Source organism: Mycobacterium sp. IDUB_37, assembly GCF_055419245.1.
In genome coordinates, this window is sequence record NZ_JBVAXG010000009.1 from 269,048 (window position 1) to 288,442 (window position 19,395).

At 66.6% G+C, this 19,395-nt stretch carries 17 protein-coding genes; 5 read left to right on the forward strand and 12 right to left on the reverse strand.

Features of this window, described 5'->3' with window-relative positions:
• Position 1: 1 nt before the first annotated feature.
• The 8 genes from mraY to ACZY1I_RS26145 form a co-directional block, all read right to left on the reverse strand.
• On the reverse strand, positions 2-1,081 hold the full coding sequence (mraY, locus tag ACZY1I_RS26110) for a phospho-N-acetylmuramoyl-pentapeptide-transferase (protein WP_463759226.1): 1,080 nt from the start codon (positions 1,079-1,081) through the stop codon (positions 2-4).
• Positions 1,078-2,610, reverse strand: a complete 1,533-nt coding sequence (locus ACZY1I_RS26115; RefSeq protein ID WP_463759228.1) for a UDP-N-acetylmuramoyl-tripeptide--D-alanyl-D-alanine ligase — start codon at positions 2,608-2,610, stop codon at positions 1,078-1,080. The genes mraY and ACZY1I_RS26115 overlap by 4 nt, the downstream gene beginning before the upstream one ends.
• Positions 2,607-4,139 carry a UDP-N-acetylmuramoyl-L-alanyl-D-glutamate--2,6-diaminopimelate ligase gene (locus tag ACZY1I_RS26120; protein ID WP_463759325.1) on the reverse strand — a complete coding sequence of 511 codons (1,533 nt, stop codon included), beginning with the start codon at positions 4,137-4,139 and terminating at the stop codon, positions 2,607-2,609. Before ACZY1I_RS26120 ends, ACZY1I_RS26115 begins: the two co-directional genes overlap by 4 nt.
• An 80-nt stretch (positions 4,140-4,219) precedes the next feature.
• Positions 4,220-6,250, reverse strand: a complete 2,031-nt coding sequence (locus ACZY1I_RS26125) for a peptidoglycan D,D-transpeptidase FtsI family protein (RefSeq protein WP_463759230.1) — start codon at positions 6,248-6,250, stop codon at positions 4,220-4,222.
• Entirely contained in the window at positions 6,247-7,518 is a 1,272-nt protein-coding gene (gene ftsL, locus ACZY1I_RS26130; protein WP_463759233.1) for a cell division protein FtsL, read from the reverse strand. Before ftsL ends, ACZY1I_RS26125 begins: the two co-directional genes overlap by 4 nt.
• Positions 7,515-8,699 carry a 16S rRNA (cytosine(1402)-N(4))-methyltransferase RsmH gene (rsmH, locus tag ACZY1I_RS26135; RefSeq protein WP_463759329.1) on the reverse strand — a complete coding sequence of 395 codons (1,185 nt, stop codon included), beginning with the start codon at positions 8,697-8,699 and terminating at the stop codon, positions 7,515-7,517. Before rsmH ends, ftsL begins: the two co-directional genes overlap by 4 nt.
• 1 nt (position 8,700) lies before the next feature.
• Complete coding sequence (mraZ, locus tag ACZY1I_RS26140) at positions 8,701-9,132, reverse strand: division/cell wall cluster transcriptional repressor MraZ (RefSeq protein WP_463759235.1); 432 nt, start codon at positions 9,130-9,132, stop codon at positions 8,701-8,703.
• Positions 9,133-9,542: 410 nt separating this feature from the next.
• Positions 9,543-9,947, reverse strand: a complete 405-nt coding sequence (locus tag ACZY1I_RS26145; protein WP_463759237.1) for a DUF3040 domain-containing protein — start codon at positions 9,945-9,947, stop codon at positions 9,543-9,545.
• Between the two features lie 347 nt (positions 9,948-10,294).
• Between ACZY1I_RS26145 and ACZY1I_RS26150 the strand changes: the two genes are divergently transcribed.
• Both ACZY1I_RS26150 and lppM read left to right on the forward strand, forming a co-directional pair.
• On the forward strand, positions 10,295-10,921 hold the full coding sequence (locus tag ACZY1I_RS26150) for a GNAT family N-acetyltransferase (RefSeq protein ID WP_463759239.1): 627 nt from the start codon (positions 10,295-10,297) through the stop codon (positions 10,919-10,921).
• 157 nt (positions 10,922-11,078) lie between these two features.
• Positions 11,079-11,729: a lipoprotein LppM gene (gene lppM, locus ACZY1I_RS26155; RefSeq protein ID WP_463759332.1), complete on the forward strand. Its 651-nt coding sequence runs from the start codon at positions 11,079-11,081 to the stop codon at positions 11,727-11,729.
• Positions 11,730-11,855: 126 nt separating this feature from the next.
• Here the strand turns inward: lppM and ACZY1I_RS26160 are convergent, their stop codons facing one another.
• On the reverse strand, positions 11,856-12,755 hold the full coding sequence (locus tag ACZY1I_RS26160; protein ID WP_463759242.1) for a mycobacterial-type methylenetetrahydrofolate reductase: 900 nt from the start codon (positions 12,753-12,755) through the stop codon (positions 11,856-11,858).
• Positions 12,756-13,009: 254 nt separating this feature from the next.
• On the opposite strand from ACZY1I_RS26160, the gene idsA2 reads away from it, so the two are divergent.
• Together idsA2 and ACZY1I_RS26170 are read left to right on the forward strand one after the other, a co-directional pair.
• On the forward strand, positions 13,010-14,068 hold the full coding sequence (idsA2, locus tag ACZY1I_RS26165) for a bifunctional (2E,6E)-farnesyl/geranyl diphosphate synthase (RefSeq protein ID WP_463759244.1): 1,059 nt from the start codon (positions 13,010-13,012) through the stop codon (positions 14,066-14,068).
• A gap of 3 nt (positions 14,069-14,071) precedes the next feature.
• A complete protein-coding gene (locus ACZY1I_RS26170) occupies positions 14,072-15,655 on the forward strand; it encodes an alpha-(1->6)-mannopyranosyltransferase A (protein ID WP_463759246.1) in 1,584 nt (527 codons plus the stop codon).
• On the opposite strand, the gene ACZY1I_RS26175 is transcribed toward ACZY1I_RS26170, so the two are convergent.
• Positions 15,649-16,053: an Rv2175c family DNA-binding protein gene (locus tag ACZY1I_RS26175; protein ID WP_463759248.1), complete on the reverse strand. Its 405-nt coding sequence runs from the start codon at positions 16,051-16,053 to the stop codon at positions 15,649-15,651. The genes ACZY1I_RS26170 and ACZY1I_RS26175 overlap by 7 nt on opposite strands.
• A gap of 111 nt (positions 16,054-16,164) precedes the next feature.
• On the opposite strand from ACZY1I_RS26175, the gene ACZY1I_RS26180 reads away from it, so the two are divergent.
• Positions 16,165-17,430 (forward strand): protein kinase domain-containing protein, encoded by a 1,266-nt coding sequence (locus tag ACZY1I_RS26180; RefSeq protein WP_463759250.1) that lies wholly within the window; start codon positions 16,165-16,167, stop codon positions 17,428-17,430.
• 26 nt (positions 17,431-17,456) lie between these two features.
• Here the strand turns inward: ACZY1I_RS26180 and ACZY1I_RS26185 are convergent, their stop codons facing one another.
• Together ACZY1I_RS26185 and ACZY1I_RS26190 are read right to left on the reverse strand one after the other, a co-directional pair.
• On the reverse strand, positions 17,457-18,845 hold the full coding sequence (locus ACZY1I_RS26185) for a class II 3-deoxy-7-phosphoheptulonate synthase (RefSeq protein ID WP_463759253.1): 1,389 nt from the start codon (positions 18,843-18,845) through the stop codon (positions 17,457-17,459).
• Between the two features lie 55 nt (positions 18,846-18,900).
• The gene (locus tag ACZY1I_RS26190) at positions 18,901-19,383 is read right to left on the reverse strand and encodes a polyadenylate-specific 3'-exoribonuclease AS (protein ID WP_463759255.1); all 483 of its coding nucleotides are present in this window, start codon (positions 19,381-19,383) and stop codon (positions 18,901-18,903) included.
• Positions 19,384-19,395 lie beyond the last annotated feature (12 nt).

Consider the following 19,395-nt stretch of genomic DNA (forward strand, 5'->3'; position numbering starts at 1 on the left):
GTCAGGCACCGATCGTGGACAGGTACTCACCGTAGAACAGCGCTACACCCAGGCCGCAGGTAATCGCGGTGAGCAGCCAAAACCGGATGATCACCGTCGTTTCGGCCCAGCCGACCAACTCGAAGTGATGGTGGAACGGCGCCATCCGGAAGACTCGTCGGCCGGTAGTTCGGAAGGCCAGGATCTGCAACACGACGGAGGTGACTTCAGCGACGAACAACGACCCCAACACGACCGCGAGGATCTCGGTGCGGCTGGTGACCGACAATCCGGCGATGATGCCGCCCAGCGCCAGGGAGCCGGTGTCTCCCATGAAGATCTTGGCCGGCGCGGCATTCCACCACAGAAATCCGATGCAGGCACCGGCCGTCGCAGCGGCTATCAGCGCCAGATCCAGCGGATCGCGCACGTTGTAGCAGCCCAGGCCGGGCGAAGTGACGCATGCGTTGCGGTACTGCCAGAAGGTGATCAGCACGTAGGCGCCGGTCACCATCGCCATGCAGCCTGCTGCCAACCCGTCCAGACCGTCGGTGAAGTTGACGGCGTTGGACCAGGCGCTGACCACGACCACGCTGAACAAGATGAAGAGCCACGGAACCAGGGTGACGGTGGCGATGTCGCGCACATAGGACAGATCCGGGCTGCCCGGTGTCAGGCCCGCGGGATTGCGGAACTGCAGCACCAGCACGCCGAACAACACCGCGGCGGTGATCTGGCCGACCGTCTTGGCGGTCTTGTTCAGCCCCAGGTTGCGCGATCTGCGGATTTTGATCAGGTCGTCCATGAAGCCGACGCCACCCAAAGCGGTCGCCAAACCCAGCACCAACAGCCCGGAAGCGGTGATGCCTTCGCCGTCGAAGGCCAGTCCCACCAGGTGCGTGCCCAGGTAACCGACCCAGATGCCGGCAAGGATCGCCACGCCGCCCATCGACGGCGTTCCGCGTTTGGTGTGATGACTCGGCGGGCCGTCCTCGCGGATCTGATGACCGAAGCCCTGTTTGGTGAACAGCCGGATCAGCGCCGGAGTCAGCAAGATGGACACGGTCACCGCAATGGCGACTGCGATAAGGATCTGTCTCACGGGCGTCCGTCTCCACCGTCAGCGGGACCATCGGCGACCAGGGTGTCTGCCATCAGGGTTTCAGCCAGCGCCCCCAGGCCGGCCGAGTTGGACGCCTTGACCAGGATCACGTCCCCCGGCTGCACCTCGGCGCGCAGGAGCGTCAGGGCAGCGTCGCGATCCGGAACCTGGACGGCCTCTGATCCCCACGAGCCCTCCATCACCGCACCCTGGTGCATGGCGCTCATCGCCCTCCCAAATCCCACGACAACAAGTCGAGACACATCTAATCGCACCGCGAGCCGGCCGATGCGGTCATGCTCGGTTATCGCCTCGTCGCCGAGTTCGGCCATCTCGCCCAACACCGCCCAACTGCGCCGCGTTTCGCCGGTTGGGCTCGACGCGTTATGGGCGATCCACGCCAGCGCCTGCAGGCCTGCCCGCATCGAATCGGGGTTGGCGTTGTAGGCGTCATCGATCACGGTCACGCCATCGGCGCGAGTACTCACATGCATCCGGTGCCGAGAAACCGGTCCCGCCGAGCCGAGTGCCGTCGCTACCTGCTCGAGGCTGGCGCCACATTCCAGAGCCACCGCGCCCGCACTCAGCGCGTTGCCGACCTGATGATCGCCGAACACCCCGAGCCGGACGTCGCAGGACGAGTCACCGGCGTGCATGGTGAACTGCGCTCTGGCCAACTCGTCCAATGACACCGCGCCGGCCCAGATGTCGCCGCCGCTATTGCGGCTGACCCGGACCACCCTGGCGGTCGTCACCTCAGCCATTGCCGCAACGGCCGGGTCATCCGCGTTGAGAATGACCACACCGGTTGACCGAACAGACTGCGGCAGTTCAGATTTGGTTTGGGCGATGATTTCCCGGGAGCCGAACTCACCGAGATGAGCGGTGCCGACGTTGAGGACCACGCCGATCGACGGCGGCGCGATTTCGGCCAGCGCCGCGATGTTTCCGGGATGGCGTGCGGACATCTCCAGGATCAGGAAGTCGGTGTCGCGGGTCGCCCGCAACACCGTCCAGGGATGACCCAGCTCGTTGTTGAACGAACCGGGCGGGGCTACCACCGCACCCAGCGGATTGAGCACTGCCGCCACCAGATCCTTGGTCGACGTTTTCCCCGACGAACCGGTGATCCCGATAATGGTCAGCCCGCCCGCCACCAGTTCGGCGGCTACCGCCTTGGCCAGCTTGGCGAGCGCCGCCAGCACCGCAGCGCCGGAGCCGTCGAGGTCGTGCTCGAGTACCCCGGCCCGACCGTCCGCCAGTACGGCCGGCGCAACCACGATCGCCGGCACACCGACCGGGCGGGCCGCCAGCACGACGACCGCGCCCGCAGCCACCGCCGACGCCGCGTGGTCGTGCCCGTCGGCGCGGGCACCGGGCAACGCCAGAAACAATCCACCGTGGCCGACGGCGCGCGAGTCGAATTCGACCGTGCCGGTCACGCGGGTCTTCGCGGCCTGCTCCGGCGAGATGTCAGTGAGGGTGCCGCCGACGATCTCGGCGATCTCGGCGATGGTCAGGTCGATCACGCCCGTGCCTCCAGCGCCAGGCCGAGCTCGACCCGGTCGTCGAACGGGCGGACCTCGCCGCCCGCGCTCTGACCGCTCTCATGGCCCTTGCCGGCGATTACCACCACGTCGCCCCGCGTCGCCCAATCGACCGCGTGGCGAATCGCCGCCCGGCGATCGCCGATCTCGACCACCTCCGCTTTCCCGCCGGTCGCACCGGCCATGATCTGGCGACGGATGGACGCCGGTTCTTCACTGCGCGGATTGTCGTCGGTGACCACCACCAGATCGGCGAGTTCGGCGGCAATGGAGCCCATGGGTTCCCGCTTACCGGCGTCGCGATCGCCGCCCGCGCCGAACACCACCGCCAGCCTGCGGTCCGGCTGCCGCAGCGTGGTCAGCACCGCTCGCAGCGCTTCCGGCTTGTGCGCGTAGTCAACCAGGGCGACGAAATCCTGGCCCCGGTCGATCTGTTCGAGCCGACCCGGCACTCGGGTCTCGCGCAACCCGGGGGCCGCCTGCTCCGGCGACACTCCGACTGCGTCCAGAATCGCCAGTGCGACAAGACAATTCGCAATGTTGTAGCGGCCGGGTAAGTTGATCCCGACTCGGTGCTGAACCCCGCTCGGGTCGATGGCGGTGAATTCTTGTCCGGCGGCGCCGCTGGGTGCGATGTCGATGGCCTGCCAGTGCGCAGGTGCACCGGTGACGCTGACGGTGATCGCGGAGTCCGCCCGCGCGGCCATCGCCACACCGGCGTCGTCGTCGATGCACACCACGGCTCTTGCTGCGTGCAGCGCAGAAGCCGGGTCGAACAGCAATGCCTTGGCCTCGAAGTAGTCGTCCATGGTCGGATGGAAGTCCAGATGATCGCGCGACAGATTGGTGAAGCCGCCGACGGCGAATCCGGTGCCGTCCACCCGGCCGAGGGTCAGCGCGTGACTGGACACCTCCATCACGACGGTGTCCACCCCGCGTTCGGCCATCGCCGCGAACAACGCCTGCAGTGCAGGCGCTTCAGGCGTGGTCAGCGCGCTGGGAATGTCCACACCGTCAATCCGGATTCCGATGGTGCCCACCACGCCGGCGACCCGGCCAGCGGCCCGAAGGCCTGCCTCGACCAGGTACGTCGTGGTGGTCTTGCCGGATGTACCGGTAATCCCGATCACCGTCACCCGATCCGAAGGGCGTCCGTAGACGGTCGCCGCCAGACCACCGAGCACATTGCGAGGTTCGGGGTGAACCAGCACCGGGACGGCGTCAGCGTGCGGACCCATTTCGGCGACCCCCGCCGAGTCGGTGAGCACCGCGACGGCACCGCGCTCGATAGCTTGACCGGCATGACGGGCACCGTGGGTCGTCAAGCCGGGCAGCGCAGCGAACAGATCGCCGGGCCGCACGTCCTGGCCGCGCAGCGTCACGCCGGTGACAAGCACATCCGGGACACCCCCGGATAGGTCAGCCGGCACCGCGCCGACTTCTGCCGCCAGCTTCGGTAGCGGCGTACCCGGGACGGCGCTGGGCCGAAGCGCTGTGGGCACCGACACCAGTCACCACCTCCGTAGCCATGATCAGCCTGACACCCTACCTAGACGAAAGACGGTGTCGACGATATCTGCGACGACTTCGGCTACATCGCCTGCAGGGTGAGCGGCGGTCCGGGATCCGGCGAGAGCGGCACATTTTCGCGCTGCATCAACCAACCCGCGATGTTGTGGAATAGTGGCGCCGCCGAGTGTCCCGGTGTGCCGTCCGCGTTGCGCTGCGGGTTGTCCATCATGATGCCGATGACATAACGGGGATTGTCGACCGTGGCCATGCCGGCGAAGGTGATCCAGTAGACGTCCTCGAAATAGCAGCCACAGCCCGGGTTGATCTGCTGCGCGGTACCCGTCTTGCCGGCCATCTGGTAGCCCGGCACCGCGGCCGCCGGCCCGGTGCCCTGCTGGTAACCCATCGGGTCGGTCTGAACGACAGCGCGCAGCATCTGCCGAACCGTCTGAGCGGTCTGCGCCGAGACCACCCGGACGCCTTCGGGGCGAGCTTCTTCGGTTCGCGAGCCGTCGGCGCCGACGGTGGCCTTGAGAATCCGTGGCGGAATCCGTATTCCGTCGTTCGCGATTGCCTGGTACATGCCCGCCATCTGCAGCAGTGTCATCGAAACACCCTGTCCGATGGGCAAGTTGGAGAAGGTACTGCCCGACCATTGGTCGATGGGCGGCACCAGGCCGGCGCTCTCACCGGGTAACCCGACACCGGTGCGCTGGCCCAACCCGAACTTGCGGACCATGTCGTAGAAGCGCTCCGGTCCGACCCGCTGCGCCAGCATCAACGTGCCCACGTTGGACGACTTCCCGAACACTCCCGTCGTGGTGTACGGCATCACACCGTGGTCCCAGGCGTCGTGAATGGAGACACCGCCCATTTGGATCGTGCCGGGCACCTGGAGCACCTCATCCGGGTTGCTCAGGCCGTACTCGATCACCGAAGCCGCGGTGACGATCTTGTTGACCGAGCCCGGCTCGAAGGGCGACGTCACCGGCAGGTTGCCAAGTTGCCGCTCGGCCTGCCGTCCGATGTCTTGTGACGGGTCGAAGGTGTTGTCGTTGGCCATGGCCAGCACCTCACCCGTCTTGGAGTCGAGGACGACGGCCGAGACGGTGTGCGCTCCGGAGACGTTCTTCGCCTGCTGCACCTGCTGCTGGACGTAGAACTGGATGTCGTCGTCGAGGGTGAGCTGGATGGTGGAGCCGTGGACGGCCTTGTGCCGGTTGCGGTAACTACCGGGAATGACGACACCGTCGGATCCGCGGTCGTAGGTGACCGAACCGTCGGTGCCGGCCAGCATCGCGTCCAGCGAGTCCTCGAGGCCCAGCAAGCCGTGCCCATCCCAGTCGATACCGCCGACGATGTTGGCCGCCAGCGACCCACCCGGGTACTGGCGCAGGTCCTGGCGCTCTGAACCGACCTCGGGAAATTTGGCCGAGATGGCATGCGCGATCGCGGGATCGACGGCACGCGCCAGGTAGACGAACGACTCATTGCTCTGCAGTTTCTTGAGCAGCGTCGCCGCATCCGGCTTGTTGTTCAACTTGCCCGCGACATCCTTGGCGAGTTCCTTGAGTCGCTCCTGCGGATCGGGCGCCTGTGGGGACTTCTTCCGGGCGTCTTCCAACTGCTGGCGAACACGCTTGGGTTGGAAGGTCAACGCGCGCGCCTCGATGGTGAACGCAAGCCGGTCGTTGTGGCGGTCGGTGATGGCGCCACGGATCGCTCGCTCGACGTCGGTGACTTTGAGCTGGCTGGCGGCCTGCGCGTTCAGGTTCGAGGCGTTCGACACCTGCAGATAGAACAGCTGCGATATGGCGACGATCATCAACACGGCGATGACTGCGTTGCCGGCCCGATGCCGGAATACGAATGACGCACCTCGACTGGCGACCTCGACCGCCTGACGGGTGCGTCGATCCTTGGCCGAGCGACCTGGCGGCTTGGGCTCCGGCCTGGTCGTGGCGGCTTTCCGGAACCGCTTGGGCTCGCGGATATCCCTGGCGTCGCGTTCGGTCCGCCGTGATCTTCCAGCGCTGCGGACATCCTGGCCTTCGCGCGGCTTGCGGGAACCACGCTCCGCCCCTCCCCGCTGGGGGTCGCCGCGACTCATCGGGGCAGTCCTGGCACGGTCGGCGCTAAGGGCGCCACGGGGACGACTTGCTCGGGGTTGGCCGGTGCCGGTGCGGCGGGCGACTGGTCGCGGATCGGGTTCGGTACCACCGGCGCTGGCGGCGCCTGAGCCGGCAACTGGCCGGGCACCAGCGCCGACACCGGACCATGGATGTCGGCCATCTGACCCGGCGGCAGCGGCGTCCCCGGCAGTTGGCCCGGAATGGGAGTAACTTGCGCCGGGCTGCCTGGCAACTGACCCGGCACCGGGGTCAATTGGCCTGGCACTGCGGGCAGCTGACCCGGCACTGCGGGCAGCTGGCCTGGAACCGGCCACAACGAGCCGGGCGTCTGACCCGGAACCGTCGGCAGCTGACCCGGTAGTTGACCTGGCAGTTGACCCGGTAGTTGACCTGGCAACTGGGGACCGCCCACCGTCGTCGTACCGTCCGGGCCCCGCAACAACACCTGCGGGCCGGACCGAGCGGGCAGCGTCGGGTCACCCGGGGCGCCGGGCGTCACCCGGACAGCCACCTCCGGCGGTGTCACCGCGGGCTTGGGTGCGCCCGCGGGACCCTCGTCGGGCAGCATGGCATTGAGCGGCGGCGGCGGAACGCCGTCGGCCGGCTTGGGGTTTCCAACCACCACCCAGTTCCCGTCCGGAGCCTGGACCAGATGTGCGGTATCCCGGGTGGGGATCATGCCCTGCTTGCGCGCGGCCTCGGCCAGCGCCGGAGCCGACGCGGCTTCGCGCACGTCGCGCTCGAGCGCTTCCTTCTGCTGTTGCAGCATCCGGGTCCGCTCGCGGGCGTCGCTCAACTTGTAAGAACGCTCGGCCGCGTCAGTGGACAACCACAACGTCAAACCCAGCCCTAGGCCGAGCGCACCGATGATCAACACCACGAACGGCACCTTGCTCAACAGGGTGCGCGGCCGCAGGTCGATCTGGGCTAACCGAAGGGCCAGCCGCTCCGACAGCCTGGCCCGAACGACCTTGGGCGCTTTGGCTTTGCGTGCCTTGGCGCGCGCTTTGGCCTGGCTGGTGCTGTTCGGCCGCGCCGGCCGGTCGACGGGCCGGGTGATCGGCGACGTCTGCGGTCCCGACCGTGGGACCCGGGCCTCGCGACTGGGCGCCGTGGCCTTGCCCGCACGCGGCCGGGTGCGGCGCGACGACTCAGCCGTGGCGCGCCCGCCGCTGCGGGGGGCGCCGGTGCCACGACTGCGCCGATCACCATCCCGGCGTGCTGGTGCCTCGCGCTTTGTGCTCATGCCTGGCCTCTCCCGCTCGCCCGATCAACCTCGTGTTCCAGCCGCTGCAACGCCCGCACTCGAACGGGGGCGCTACGCGGGTTGCGCTCTATTTCGGTCTCGTCCGCTCGCTCTGCTCCATGCGTCAACGACCGGAAGCGTGGCCCATGACCGGGCAGTTCGACCGGGAGTCCCGGCGGTGTGCGCGAGGCGGTCGCCTCAACGAACAGGCGCTTGACGATCCGGTCCTCCAGCGACTGGTAGGCCATCACCACGATTCGGCCGGCCACGTTGAGTGCGTCCATTGCCGCGGGAACGGCGCCGCGCAGAGACTCCAGCTCGTCGTTGACCGCGATTCGCAACGCCTGGAATGTTCGCTTGGCCGGATGTCCTCCGGTGCGCCGCGCCGGAGCCGGAATCGCCTCATAGAGCAGGGCGACGAGCTCACCGGTCGAGGTGAACGGGGTCTGGGCGCGGCGACGCACGATGTGCCCGGCGATGCGGCGCGCGAACTTCTCCTCGCCGTAGCGGTGCAGAATGCTGGCCAGTTCCCTGGCGTCGTACGTGTTGACGATGTCGGCTGCCGTCAGCGGTGACGATGGATCCATCCGCATGTCCAGCGGCGCGTCCTTGGCGTAGGCAAAACCTCGCTCGGCGCGGTCGAGTTGCATTGACGAGACACCGAGATCGAACAACACGCCGTCAACGGATTCCACCGTGCCGTAACCGGATTCGACAAGCGCGTCGCTGATGCCGTCGTAGCGGGTGTGGACCAGGGTGACCCGATCGCCGAACGGGGCCAGCCGGTCCCGGGCGATGTCCAGGGCGCTGGGGTCACGGTCGAGTCCGATCAAGCGCAGGCCAGGCAACTCGGTCAGGAACCGCTCCGCGTGCCCACCCGCGCCGAGTGTGCCGTCGACCAGCACCGCGTCCGAGCCATCGGAGTGATAGCGGGTCAGCGCCGGGGCGAGCAACTCGAAGCAGCGTTGCGCCATTACTGGCACATGGCCGAAATCGCTTGAGCCGGAGGTTGATTCTTGATCCACTGCGACACCTCCCCGGCTGTGGCTGTACCGGCGGCCAGACCGCCCTATCTGAAGTGGTGGCCGTGCACCGAGGCCTCTGACCGAAAGCACGCACCTGGCGTTGGGGAAGTACGCCAGGGTCGGTTCGGGCAGAGACCACGGTGCACAGACATGCACCTCAGAAGATGTCGCCGAGTGCTTCATCGCTGGCCGCGGAGAAGTTCTCTTCGTGGATTTGCTGGTAGTTGTGCCATGCCTGCGCATCCCAGATTTCGAGGTAATCGACCGCGCCGATCACCACGCAATCTTTGGAGAGGCCCGCATAGCGGCGGTGGTCGGCCGACAGGGTCACCCGACCTTGAGCGTCGGGATGCTGCTCGTCGGTGCCGGCCGCGAGGTTGCGCAGAAACGCACGCGCCTCGGGGTTGCTTCGTGGCGCCTTGCTCGCCCGGCGTGCCAACTGCTCGAACTCGGCACGCGGGTAGACCGCGAGGCTGTGATCTTGGCTCTTGGTGACCATCAACCCCCCTGCCAATGCGTCGCGAAATTTGGCCGGCAGCGTGAGCCGCCCCTTGTCGTCGAGCTTGGGCGTGTAGGTGCCAAGAAACACTCGGCACCTCCAACTTGCTTCTCACCCAAACGCTTCGGCCACCATACCCCACTACTCCCCACTTCACCCCAGAAAGACCCCCCACGCGAGCGTCGGCGTGGCGCATCCCCCACCAAACCCACCAGGAGCTCCGATTAAGCCGCTGGAACGCGTCGCCGTCGAGGCACAAAAATCCATGTCAAAGGGCCAAAATCAGCGAGTGGGGCGGCGGTGGGGCGCAGTGGGGCGCCATGGACACAACTGCGCTACAAGTGGGGAACGAGACGGCTTCATACGGCCCGGCGGCCTGTTCGGGACGGCCGAGTCTGCAATGGTTGCGGCGGCGCTGCGCCTGCCCACAAATCGGCAGGAACCTCGACAACAAAAAACGGGGCAGCCTGATCGGCTACCCCGTTACGCGCTGTGCGGGCCTACTCGTCGAACCGCCGGCGGAACCGGTCCTCCATACGACTGGTGAACGAGCCGCCGCCACCTTTGGAACGACGCTGACGCGACGCTCCATTCGATGGTCCCGCGTGATCGGTCTTGCCAGCCAATCGCCGACCGGTGACGGCGTACACCACGCCACCGAACATCACCACAAATCCGATGACGCTCAGTACCGGGAAGGTGCCGATCATCGTCGCCTTGAATGCGACTCCGGAAACCAGCATCCCCAGTCCGACGACGAACAACGCCGTGCCCTGGAGGCGACGGCGCGCTGTGGGCGCGCGGAAGCCGCCACCCCGCACACTCGACGCGAATTTGGGATCCTCGGCATAGAGAGCGCTCTCGATCTGATCGAGCATTCTCTGCTCATGATCGGAGAGTGGCATCCGTCCCTCCTTGCCGAAACAACTGTAAGTAGCTTCAGTAACACACGCATGCCCAATTCTTGGGCGATTAACTCCAATGATACGAGGTCAATCTGCGTGGTACCACTGATTCGCAGGCGATTCTATCGCGACCGCCCCGCAGCGACGAACGGGCCGGAGCAAATGATGCGGTGCAACCCATCGTGTTGGTCGCCCTTCCGGCTGCAAACGCCGCGTCCGATACTCGAATCACGGACAAAACCGGGGACCTGACCGAACGATTGACGCTCGGATCAGGTTGAGTAAGACCCGGTCGATGGACGACGATCCGGATCACGGACCACGACGGATGAGGAGGACACCGCGAGTTGGCGACATTCCTCATCGATTTGCCACCGAAAGAGATGGAACGCCGCCTCGGCGACGCCTTGCGGGTCTACGTCGACGCAATGGGTTATCCGCGCGGCACCGAAAGCCAGCGAGCAGCGATGTGGCTGGAACACACCCGCAGACGCGGCTGGCAGGCGGTTGCCGCCGTCGAGATCGCCGCGTCCGACCAATCAGCCGAGGCCACCAGGCCCTCGGTGGACGAGCTGAGCAACGCACCGGTGGTTGGCGTCGCCTACGGCTACCCCGGAGCACCCGGCCAGTGGTGGCAACAGCAGGTCGTGCTGGGGCTGCAACGTAGCGGCTTCCCGCCGCAGGCGATCGACCGGCTGATGACCAGCTATTTCGAGCTGACCGAGCTGCACATACTCCCCCGCCTGCAGGGCCGCGGCCTCGGCGAGGCACTGGCCCGGCGGCTGCTCGCGGGTCGAGGCGAGGACAACGTCCTGCTCTCCACCCCCGAAACCAGTGGTGACGCAAACCGCGCGTGGCGGTTATACCGGCGAATGGGATTCACCGACGTCATCCGCAGCTATTACTTCGCCGGCGACCCGCGGGCGTTCGCGATCCTGGGCCGCAGGCTGCCGCTGCAACAACCAACTTTGTAATCTCACCTGGTAGTAACGAGGATGGCTCGCCAAGGCGGCTGACCGGGTCTGGCACGATGACCTGGTGCGCGCCAGCTTTCCCCCGCTCGTAAGCCGAGGATCCCGATTATCTGACGGCCGCGGTGCCAGCAGATACCGGGGGCGCCGCGTCGTGGCCATGTTGATGCTGCTGATGGTGGTGCCGCTGGCCACCGGATGCCTCCGGGTCAGAGCGTCGCTCACCATCTCCCCCGAGGACACGGTGTCCGGCGAGATCATCGCCGCGGCCAAACCGAAGAACAACAAGGACACCGGTCCCCAGCTCGACACCAACCTGCCGTTCAGTCAGAAGGTCGCGGTCTCCAACTACGACAGCGACGGATACGTGGGTTCCCAGGCGGTCTTCTCGGATCTGACCTTCGCCGAATTACCGCAGCTTGCGCACATGAACTCCGATGCCGCGGGAGTGAATCTCTCAATCCGCCGCAACGGCAACCAGGTGATTCTTGAAGGACGAGCCGACCTCACCTCGCTGACTGATGCCGACGCCGACGTCGAATTGACCGTCGCGTTTCCGGGGACGGTCACATCCACCAACGGCGACCGAATCGAGTCCGAGGTCGTGCAGTGGAAGCTGAAGCCGGGCGTGGTAAGCACCATGACGGCGCAGGCTCGCTACACCGACCCCAACACCCGCTCGTTCACCGGGGCGGGCATCTGGCTGGGCGTTGCGTCATTCGTCGCCGCGGGTGTGGTGGCGCTGGTGGCCTGGGTCAGCCGGGATCGTTCGCCCCGCTTCACGGAGCCGAACGACCGGACATCGGTTTGATTCGCGGTCTCCTCAGCGGGCCGAACCGGCCCGCATCGTCGCTCCGCGGCGTTTGATTCGCGGTCTCCTCAGCGGGCCGAACCGGCCCGCATCGTCGCTCCGCGGCGTTTGATTCGCGCTTAACGCCTAAACCGACTGCTGGTCGGGCGCCCAGTAGGCGAGCATCTCCGCGAAGGTCTCGAAGGCCGGCGCGGAGACGCCGTACGTCGCTTCCAGGTGAATGCTCAACGGGAATCCGAGATCGGCAACGCCGTCCACCACCCGCTTGTACAGGTCGACCAGGAGTTGGCGCTTGTGCGCCGGCTCGCTGCCGGCCAACTTCTTGACGAACTCCTGCTCATCAGCCACCGCCGCATTGCCCGGGTCCTGGATCAGCCAGGTGATCAGGCCGACGCGGGTCTCCATCTTGGGGACGAAGCCGAACGACAGCAGGATCTCCGGTCGGTGGTCGGTTTCCTTGGCGAAATCGCTCAGGAAGCCAACGATGGCGTCGGAATACAACAGCTGGGTCATGCCGTACGTGGCGCCCTGGTTGCACTTGAAGTTGAACCGGCCCGGTTCGCCTTCTCGGGTGGGGATCATAATCACGCCGCGGTTGGCCACCGCATCCCGATAAATCGACAGGGCGTCGGTGGGTGCGACGCCGGCGCCCTCGCCGTCTTTCATGGTGCGCGGCACCCCGACGAAGACCACACCTTCCATCCCGGCGCCGGTCAGCGTGTCCAACCGCTTTTCCAGGGCCGGTTCGTCCATGAACGCGGTGACCTGCGTGCACAAACCGTTGATCCCCGGCAGCTCCGGCTTGATGATCGACCAGAAGTCCAGCACGTCGAGCTTGGGCTTCATCGGTATCGGCCGGTCGTCGTCCTCGTCGATCATGCCGGGGATCATCACGTGCCGGATCCTGCCGTCCAGCCCGAACTCCGCCGAGTACCGCACCACTTTTTGCGCGTCTTCGAACGCCTTGTCCCGACCCCCGTCGACATTCGGCGGCACCAACTCGAGCGCGATGGTGTTGAGCGTCACTCAGTTCCTCTTCCTGTACAGATCAATCTCCCGGGGTTTCCCTCCGACTGCGCTGCGTCGCGCCAACTCCCGGTAGCGGCCCCGTCCGGCAGGCGGTCGCGGGCCATCACGACAGCATAAGTGCGGCGATTACCGCGTTAGGAACGCACTGGGCCGGGCGGCATACACTATCGGCCCAGAGGTATGCCGAGCAGAATGGAAGGGGCATTTCGCTGAGCTCGAGAGAAGCATCGGCAGCATCGGCAACCGCCGAGGTGGCCACCGCCGTCACCGACCAGCTACGACGGTATTTGAACGGCCGTCGCGGCCAGTCCGCTTACCTCGGCCCCGACTACGACGCATTGACCGCCTGGCTGGAGAATTTCACGCTCAGCGGGGGCAAGCGACTGCGACCTGTCTTCGCCTACTGGGGCTGGGACGCGGTGACCACCCAGCAACCCGATCCCGATGTGCTGCTGCTGTTTTCCGCGCTGGAGCTGCTTCATGCTTTCGCGCTCGTCCACGACGATGTCATCGACGGTTCCGCCACCCGCCGCGGCAGTCCGACCGCCCACGAACACTTCGCCGCTCTGCACCGCGAGCACAGCTGGCGGGGAGCGCCGAACCAGTTCGGCATATCGGCGGCGATCCTGCTCGGCGACATCGCACACGCCTGGGCCAACGACATCGTCTCCTCGGTCTGCCAGGACCGCCTGACCCCCGAAGCCCGGCAACGGGTCGAGCGCGTCTGGTCCGACATCCGCACCGAGGTGCTGGGGGGCCAGTATCTCGACATCATCGCCGAAGTACGCGGCGCCGAGTCGGTCGAGTCGGCGATGACCGTCGCCACCTATAAGACCGCCTGCTACACGGTGACCCGACCGCTGCAACTAGGGGTGGCGGCCGCCGCCGACCGACCCGACGTAGCTGAAGCGTTCGGAAGTTTCGGTACCGACATCGGGGTGGCGTTCCAGCTGCGCGACGATATCCTCGGCGTGTTCGGTGACCCGTCGGTGACGGGTAAGCCATCCGGGGATGACTTGAGGTCGGGGAAACGTACCGTGCTGTTGGCAGAGGCCACGCAGTTGGCGGAGAAGTCGGATCCGCGGGCGGCCGACCTGCTGCGCACCTCCGTCGGCACCGATGTGACCGATGGCCAGGTGCGCGAGCTGCGCGCGGTGATCGAAGGTGTCGGCGCGCTGGCGGCCGCGGAGGATCGGATCACACACCTGACTCAGCGCGCTTTGACCACACTGTCGGCCGCGCCGATCAACGCGACGGCCAAGGCCGGCCTGTCCGAACTGGCCCAGATCGCCACCGACCGGTCCGCCTGAGCCATGACTGAATCTGAGCCCGCGCCGACGCCGAACCCAACCGCCGCCCCGCCGGAACCACCGGCGACCAAAGAATCTGTTCGCCAGCGCCTTTCGCGCTTCCGCGAGTTCGCCACCGCTCCGGAAGCCGGACCGGCCCGGCTGGGCTTCCTGGCCGCGGCGCTGATCACCACCGGCGGCCTGGGTGCTGGCAGCACCCGCCAGCACGATCCGCTGTTGGAATCGGTGCACATGTCCTGGTTGCGGTTCGGCCACGGCCTGGTGTTGTCGTCAATTCTGCTGTGGCTCGGCGTCGGCCTGATGCTGATCGCCTGGCTACGCCTGGGCCGACAGGTGATGGCCGGGCAGGCCACCGAGTTCACCATGCGGGCCACCACCGCGTTCTGGCTGGCCCCGCTTTTGCTGTCAGTGCCGGTGTTCAGTAGAGACACCTACTCCTATCTCGCCCAGGGCGCACTGTTGCGGGACGGTCTGGACCCCTACGCCGTCGGCCCGGTCGGCAACGCGAACTCGTTGCTGGACGACGTCAGCCCGATCTGGACCATCACCACCGCGCCCTACGGTCCCGCCTTCATCCTGATCGCCAAGCTGGTGACGATCCTGGTCGGCAACAACGTCGTGGCCGGAACGGCCCTGCTGCGGTTGTGCATGCTGCCGGGGTTGGCGCTGCTGATCTGGGCCGCTCCCCGGCTGGCTCATCATGTCGGCGCCGACGGGGCCAAGGCGCTGTGGATCTGCGTTCTCAACCCACTGGTGCTCATCCACCTGATGGGTGGGGTGCACAACGAAATGCTGATGGTGGGCCTGATGGCTGCCGGAACCGCGTTGACCCTGCAGCGCCGCCATGTCGCCGGAGTCACGCTGCTGACGATCGGGATCGCGGTGAAGGCGACCGCCGGGCTCGCGCTGCCGTTCCTGATCTGGGTATGGATGCGCCACCTGCGCGAGGCCCGTGGTTGGCGTCCCATCCAGGCCTTCGGAGTCGCCGCACTGTCATCGTTTTTGATCTGCGTCGCGGTATTCGGCGTCATTTCCGTCGTGGCCGGCGTCGGTCTGGGCTGGCTCACCGCGCTCGCGGGTTCGGTGAAAATCATCAACTGGTTGACCGTGCCGACCGCGGCGGCGAATTTGATCCACGCCTTCACCAGCTCTTTTCTGCCGGTCCAGTTCTATACCGTGCTGCGCACCACCAGGCTGATCGGCATTCTGATCATCGCGGTGTCGCTGCCGGTGCTGTGGTGGCGTTTTCGTCGCGACGACCGCGGTGCGCTGATGGGGATCGTCGGGGCCATGCTGATCGTGGTGCTCTTCGTTCCCGCCGCGCTGCCCTGGTACTACTCCTGGCCGCTCGCGATCCTTGCCCCACTGGCCCAATCACGCCGCGCGATGGCAGCCATTGCCGGGTTCTCCACGTGGATCATGGTCATCTTCAAGCCCGACGGATCGCACGGCATGTACTCGTGGCTGCACGTCGGGTTGGCGACGGCGTTCGCCTTGCTGGCCTGGCGTTCGATCTATCGCGCGCCGGAGCCGGATGCTGACGTACCCGAAGTGGCGAGTCAATCGCCGAGTGCGCCGACTCAGTAGGCCATGGCTTGGGCGCGCCGCACGACCTCGCGGGCCTGATGAGCGTGCAGTGCATCGACCGGGCGCGCGTTGTTCAACGCATCGCGCGAGCCGTCACGGGTGACGGTCAGCGACGGGTCCGGGGTGAACAACCAGCGCACGATCTCGGTGGCGTGGTAGCCGCCGTCGTGCAGGATCGTCAATAAGCCAGGCAGGCTCTTGACCACTTGCCCGGTGTTGGTGAAGAACACCTGCGGCACCACCAGGTCGCCGGCACGGCGTACCGCGACCAGGTGGCCTTCCCTCACTTGCTGTAGGACCTTGCTCACCGAAATGCCGAGCAATTCGGAAACCCGGGATAGGTCGTATATCGGCTCATCTGGGTCGAGGATGTCCTCGCCAGCCGGAATGCTGCCCACGACGACAGTGTAGAACTCGCCGAGCGGCCAAGTGTGCGCGTTGAGGACACCTTTTGCCAGGAAATTGCGTCGCGTCCCGCCAGATTGTGTCGTCCACCTACGATGGCCTCCGTGGTGGGAGCCGGGGATTCGTTGGAAGGCCTCATGCTGGATGGCCGCTACCTCGTGCAGGCCAAGATCGCCAGCGGCGGAACGTCGACCGTGTACCGCGGCCTGGACACCCGGCTCGATCGTCCGGTCGCGCTGAAGGTGATGGACTCGCGCTACGCCGGCGACCAGCAGTTTCTGACCCGGTTTCAGCTCGAGGCGCGCACGGTGGCCCGACTGAAGAATCCGGGTCTGGTGGCGGTCTACGACCAGGGCCTGGACGGCCGGCACCCGTTTCTGGTGATGGAGCTCATCGAGGGCGGCACCCTACGAGAGCTTCTCGTCGAGCGGGGTCCGATGCCGCCCCATGCGGTAGCGGCGGCGCTTCGCCCGGTGCTGGGCGGTCTGGCCGCGGCGCACCAGGCCGGCCTCGTGCACCGCGACGTCAAACCGGAGAACGTGCTGATATCCGACGACGGAGACGTCAAGATTGCGGACTTCGGGTTGGTCCGAGCGGTGGCAGCTGCCGGAATCACCTCCACCAGCGTCATTCTCGGCACCGCGGCCTATCTGTCCCCCGAGCAGGTCCGCGACGGCAACGCCGGTCCCCGCAGTGACGTCTACTCTGCCGGAATTCTCACCTACGAGCTGCTGACCGGGCTCACCCCGTTCACCGGCGACACCGCGCTATCGATCGCCTACCAGCGACTGGACACCGACGTACCACCTCCCAGCGCCGCAATCGACGGCGTACCAACCCAGTTCGACGAATTCGTGGCGTGCGCGACTTCCCGTGAACCCGGCCAGCGGTACGCCGACGCCATCGAGATGGGTGCCGATCTGGGCGCGATCGTCGAGGAGTTGGGCCTGCCAAACTTCCGGGTGCCGACGCCGCGCAACTCGGCTCAACACAAGTCGTTGGCGCAGCACCACAGCCGCGTCGCCGCGCGGCGGGCCGGCGCACCGCAGCCCGGCCCGCCGCCCGGTCGGCCGGCGCCGCCGGTGCACAACCCCACTCGCCAATTCACCCGCGACCCCGGCGACTGGCCGGAGCCGGCGGGCGCAGCCGAACGCGCGGGGCAGGCCGATTACGAAGCCGACGACGACCTCGACGAGGAATACGGCAGCGAATCAGGGGAATTCGCGGGAATTCCCATCGATGAGTTCGCGTGGGCGCGACAGCACAGCCGCCGGATGGTGCTGATCTGGGTGGCCGTGGTGTTGGCCCTCACCGGGCTGGTTGCGACTTTCGGCTGGGAGCTCGGCATCCACTTGAGCAGCCTGCTCTAGCGGTTGCGCGAGGTTGCGCGGGTCCGTCAGTCGCGCAGCATCTCCGCGACCAGGAAGGCCAGTTCCAGCGACTGCTGAGTGTTCAGCCGGGGATCGCACGCCGTCTCATAGCGGCCGGCCAGGTCGCTGTCCGAAATGTCTTGTGCCCCACCCAGGCATTCGGTGACGTTCTCGCCGGTGATCTCCACATGGATGCCGCCGGGATGAGTGCCCAGCGCCCGGTGCACCTCGAAGAAGCCCTGCACCTCATCGACGATGCGGTCGAAGTGACGCGTCTTGTACCCCGTCGACGACTCGTGGGTGTTGCCGTGCATCGGGTCGCACTGCCAGATCACCTGGTGACCGGCGGCCTCGACCTTCTCGATGATCGGCGGTAGCACGTCGCGCACCTTGCCGTTACCCAGCCTGGTCACCAGAGTCAGCCGGCCCGGCTTGTTGTGCGGGTCGAGCCGCTCGACGTATTCGACCGCCAATTCGGGGGTCATCGTCGGGCCGATCTTGACGCCGATCGGGTTGGCGATGACCTCGGCGAACGCGATGTGCGCGCCATCGAGTTGCCGGGTGCGCTCGCCGATCCAGACGGTGTGCGCGGACAGGTCGTAGAGCTGCGGCTCACCCTCTTCAGCATCGGACAGTCGCAGCATGGACCGCTCGTAGTCGAGCACCAAAGCCTCATGGCTGGCGTAGATCTCGGCGGTTTGCAGGTTCCGGTCGGCCACCCCGCAGGCGCTCATGAACCGCAGCGCGCGGTCGATCTCGCTGGCCAGTGCCTCGTAGCGGGCGCCGGCCGGCGAAGTCCGCACGAACTCGCGGTTCCAGTCGTGCGCGAGGTGCAGCGACGAGAATCCCGACGACGTGAGCGCGCGCACCAGGTTCATCGCGGCGCTGGCGTTGGCGTAGGCGCGCACCAGCCGGGACGGGTCATGATCGCGTACCGAGGCGTCCGGCGCGAAGCCGTTGATCATGTCGCCGCGGTAGGACTTCAGCCCCAGGGCGTCGAGGTCGGACGAGCGTGGCTTGGCGTACTGCCCGGCGATCCGGGCCACTTTGACCACCGGCATGCTGGCGCCGTAGGTCAGCACCACGGCCATCTGCAACAGGGTGCGGATATTGCCCCGGATGTGCGGTTCGGTGTTGTCGGTGAAGGTTTCCGCGCAGTCGCCGCCTTGCAGCAGGAATGCCTCGCCACGCGCGACCTGGGCCAGCTGCTCCTGCAGCCGGACGATTTCGGACGGCACCGTTACCGGCGGCACGCTTTCGAGCACCGTGCGCATCGCAGCCGCTTGGTCGGTGGGCCAGCTGGGCTGCTGGGCGGCCGGCTTGGCCAGCGCGGCGTCCAGCCGTGCCCGCAGGTCAGAGGGCAATGGCGGCAGTGCCGGCAGCTGGTCGATCGGTATGTCGACAGTCCAGTTCATCGGTCCATGGTAACCGTGGGCTGTTCCCGACTGATCAGGGCGAACGGCTTTGCGATCAGCCCTGTTCGGTGATTATCCGGAAGCGGCTCAGCTGATCCCGCGCGTCGACCAACGCGTCGTGCACATCACGCGAGCGCGGGGGCAGCCGCGGACTGCCCCGCTCCTCCCACAATTGCCGCAGTTCCCGGGTGAATCGGGGTATCGCCTTCGGTAACGCGGGCATCGTTCCCCACAGCTGGCACAGGGCCACGTGGTCGTAAGCCCCCACCCAAGCCCACAACTCGATCGGTTCCGATCCGCCGACTCCGAGAAACTCTTCCAAGTCGTCGCGAATCCGACTGCGCGAACGCCACAACTGAGAGGCCGGCGACGGGAGCTTCGGCAGCACGTTGGCACGCACCCAGCTGCCGGCGCGGGCGGGATCGAACTCGGTGGAGACCGCGTAGTACTCGCGTCCGTCCTCAGCGACCACCCCGATCGAGATCAGCTCGATGGTGCGGCCGTCCTCGATGAACTCGGTGTCGTAGAAAAACCGCACGTCGTAGCTTAT

Coding starts and splice junctions, on each gene's coding strand:
- ACZY1I_RS26125 (WP_463759230.1), bottom strand. CDS start 6,250: ATGAGTCGCGGCGACCCCCAGCGGGGAGGGGCGGAGCGTGGTTCCCGC.
- ftsL (WP_463759233.1), bottom strand. CDS start 7,518: ATGAGCACAAAGCGCGAGGCACCAGCACGCCGGGATGGTGATCGGCGC.
- ACZY1I_RS26145 (WP_463759237.1), bottom strand. CDS start 9,947: ATGCCACTCTCCGATCATGAGCAGAGAATGCTCGATCAGATCGAGAGC.
- lppM (WP_463759332.1), top strand. CDS start 11,079: ATGTTGATGCTGCTGATGGTGGTGCCGCTGGCCACCGGATGCCTCCGG.
- ACZY1I_RS26170 (WP_463759246.1), top strand. CDS start 14,072: ATGACTGAATCTGAGCCCGCGCCGACGCCGAACCCAACCGCCGCCCCG.
- ACZY1I_RS26185 (WP_463759253.1), bottom strand. CDS start 18,845: ATGAACTGGACTGTCGACATACCGATCGACCAGCTGCCGGCACTGCCG.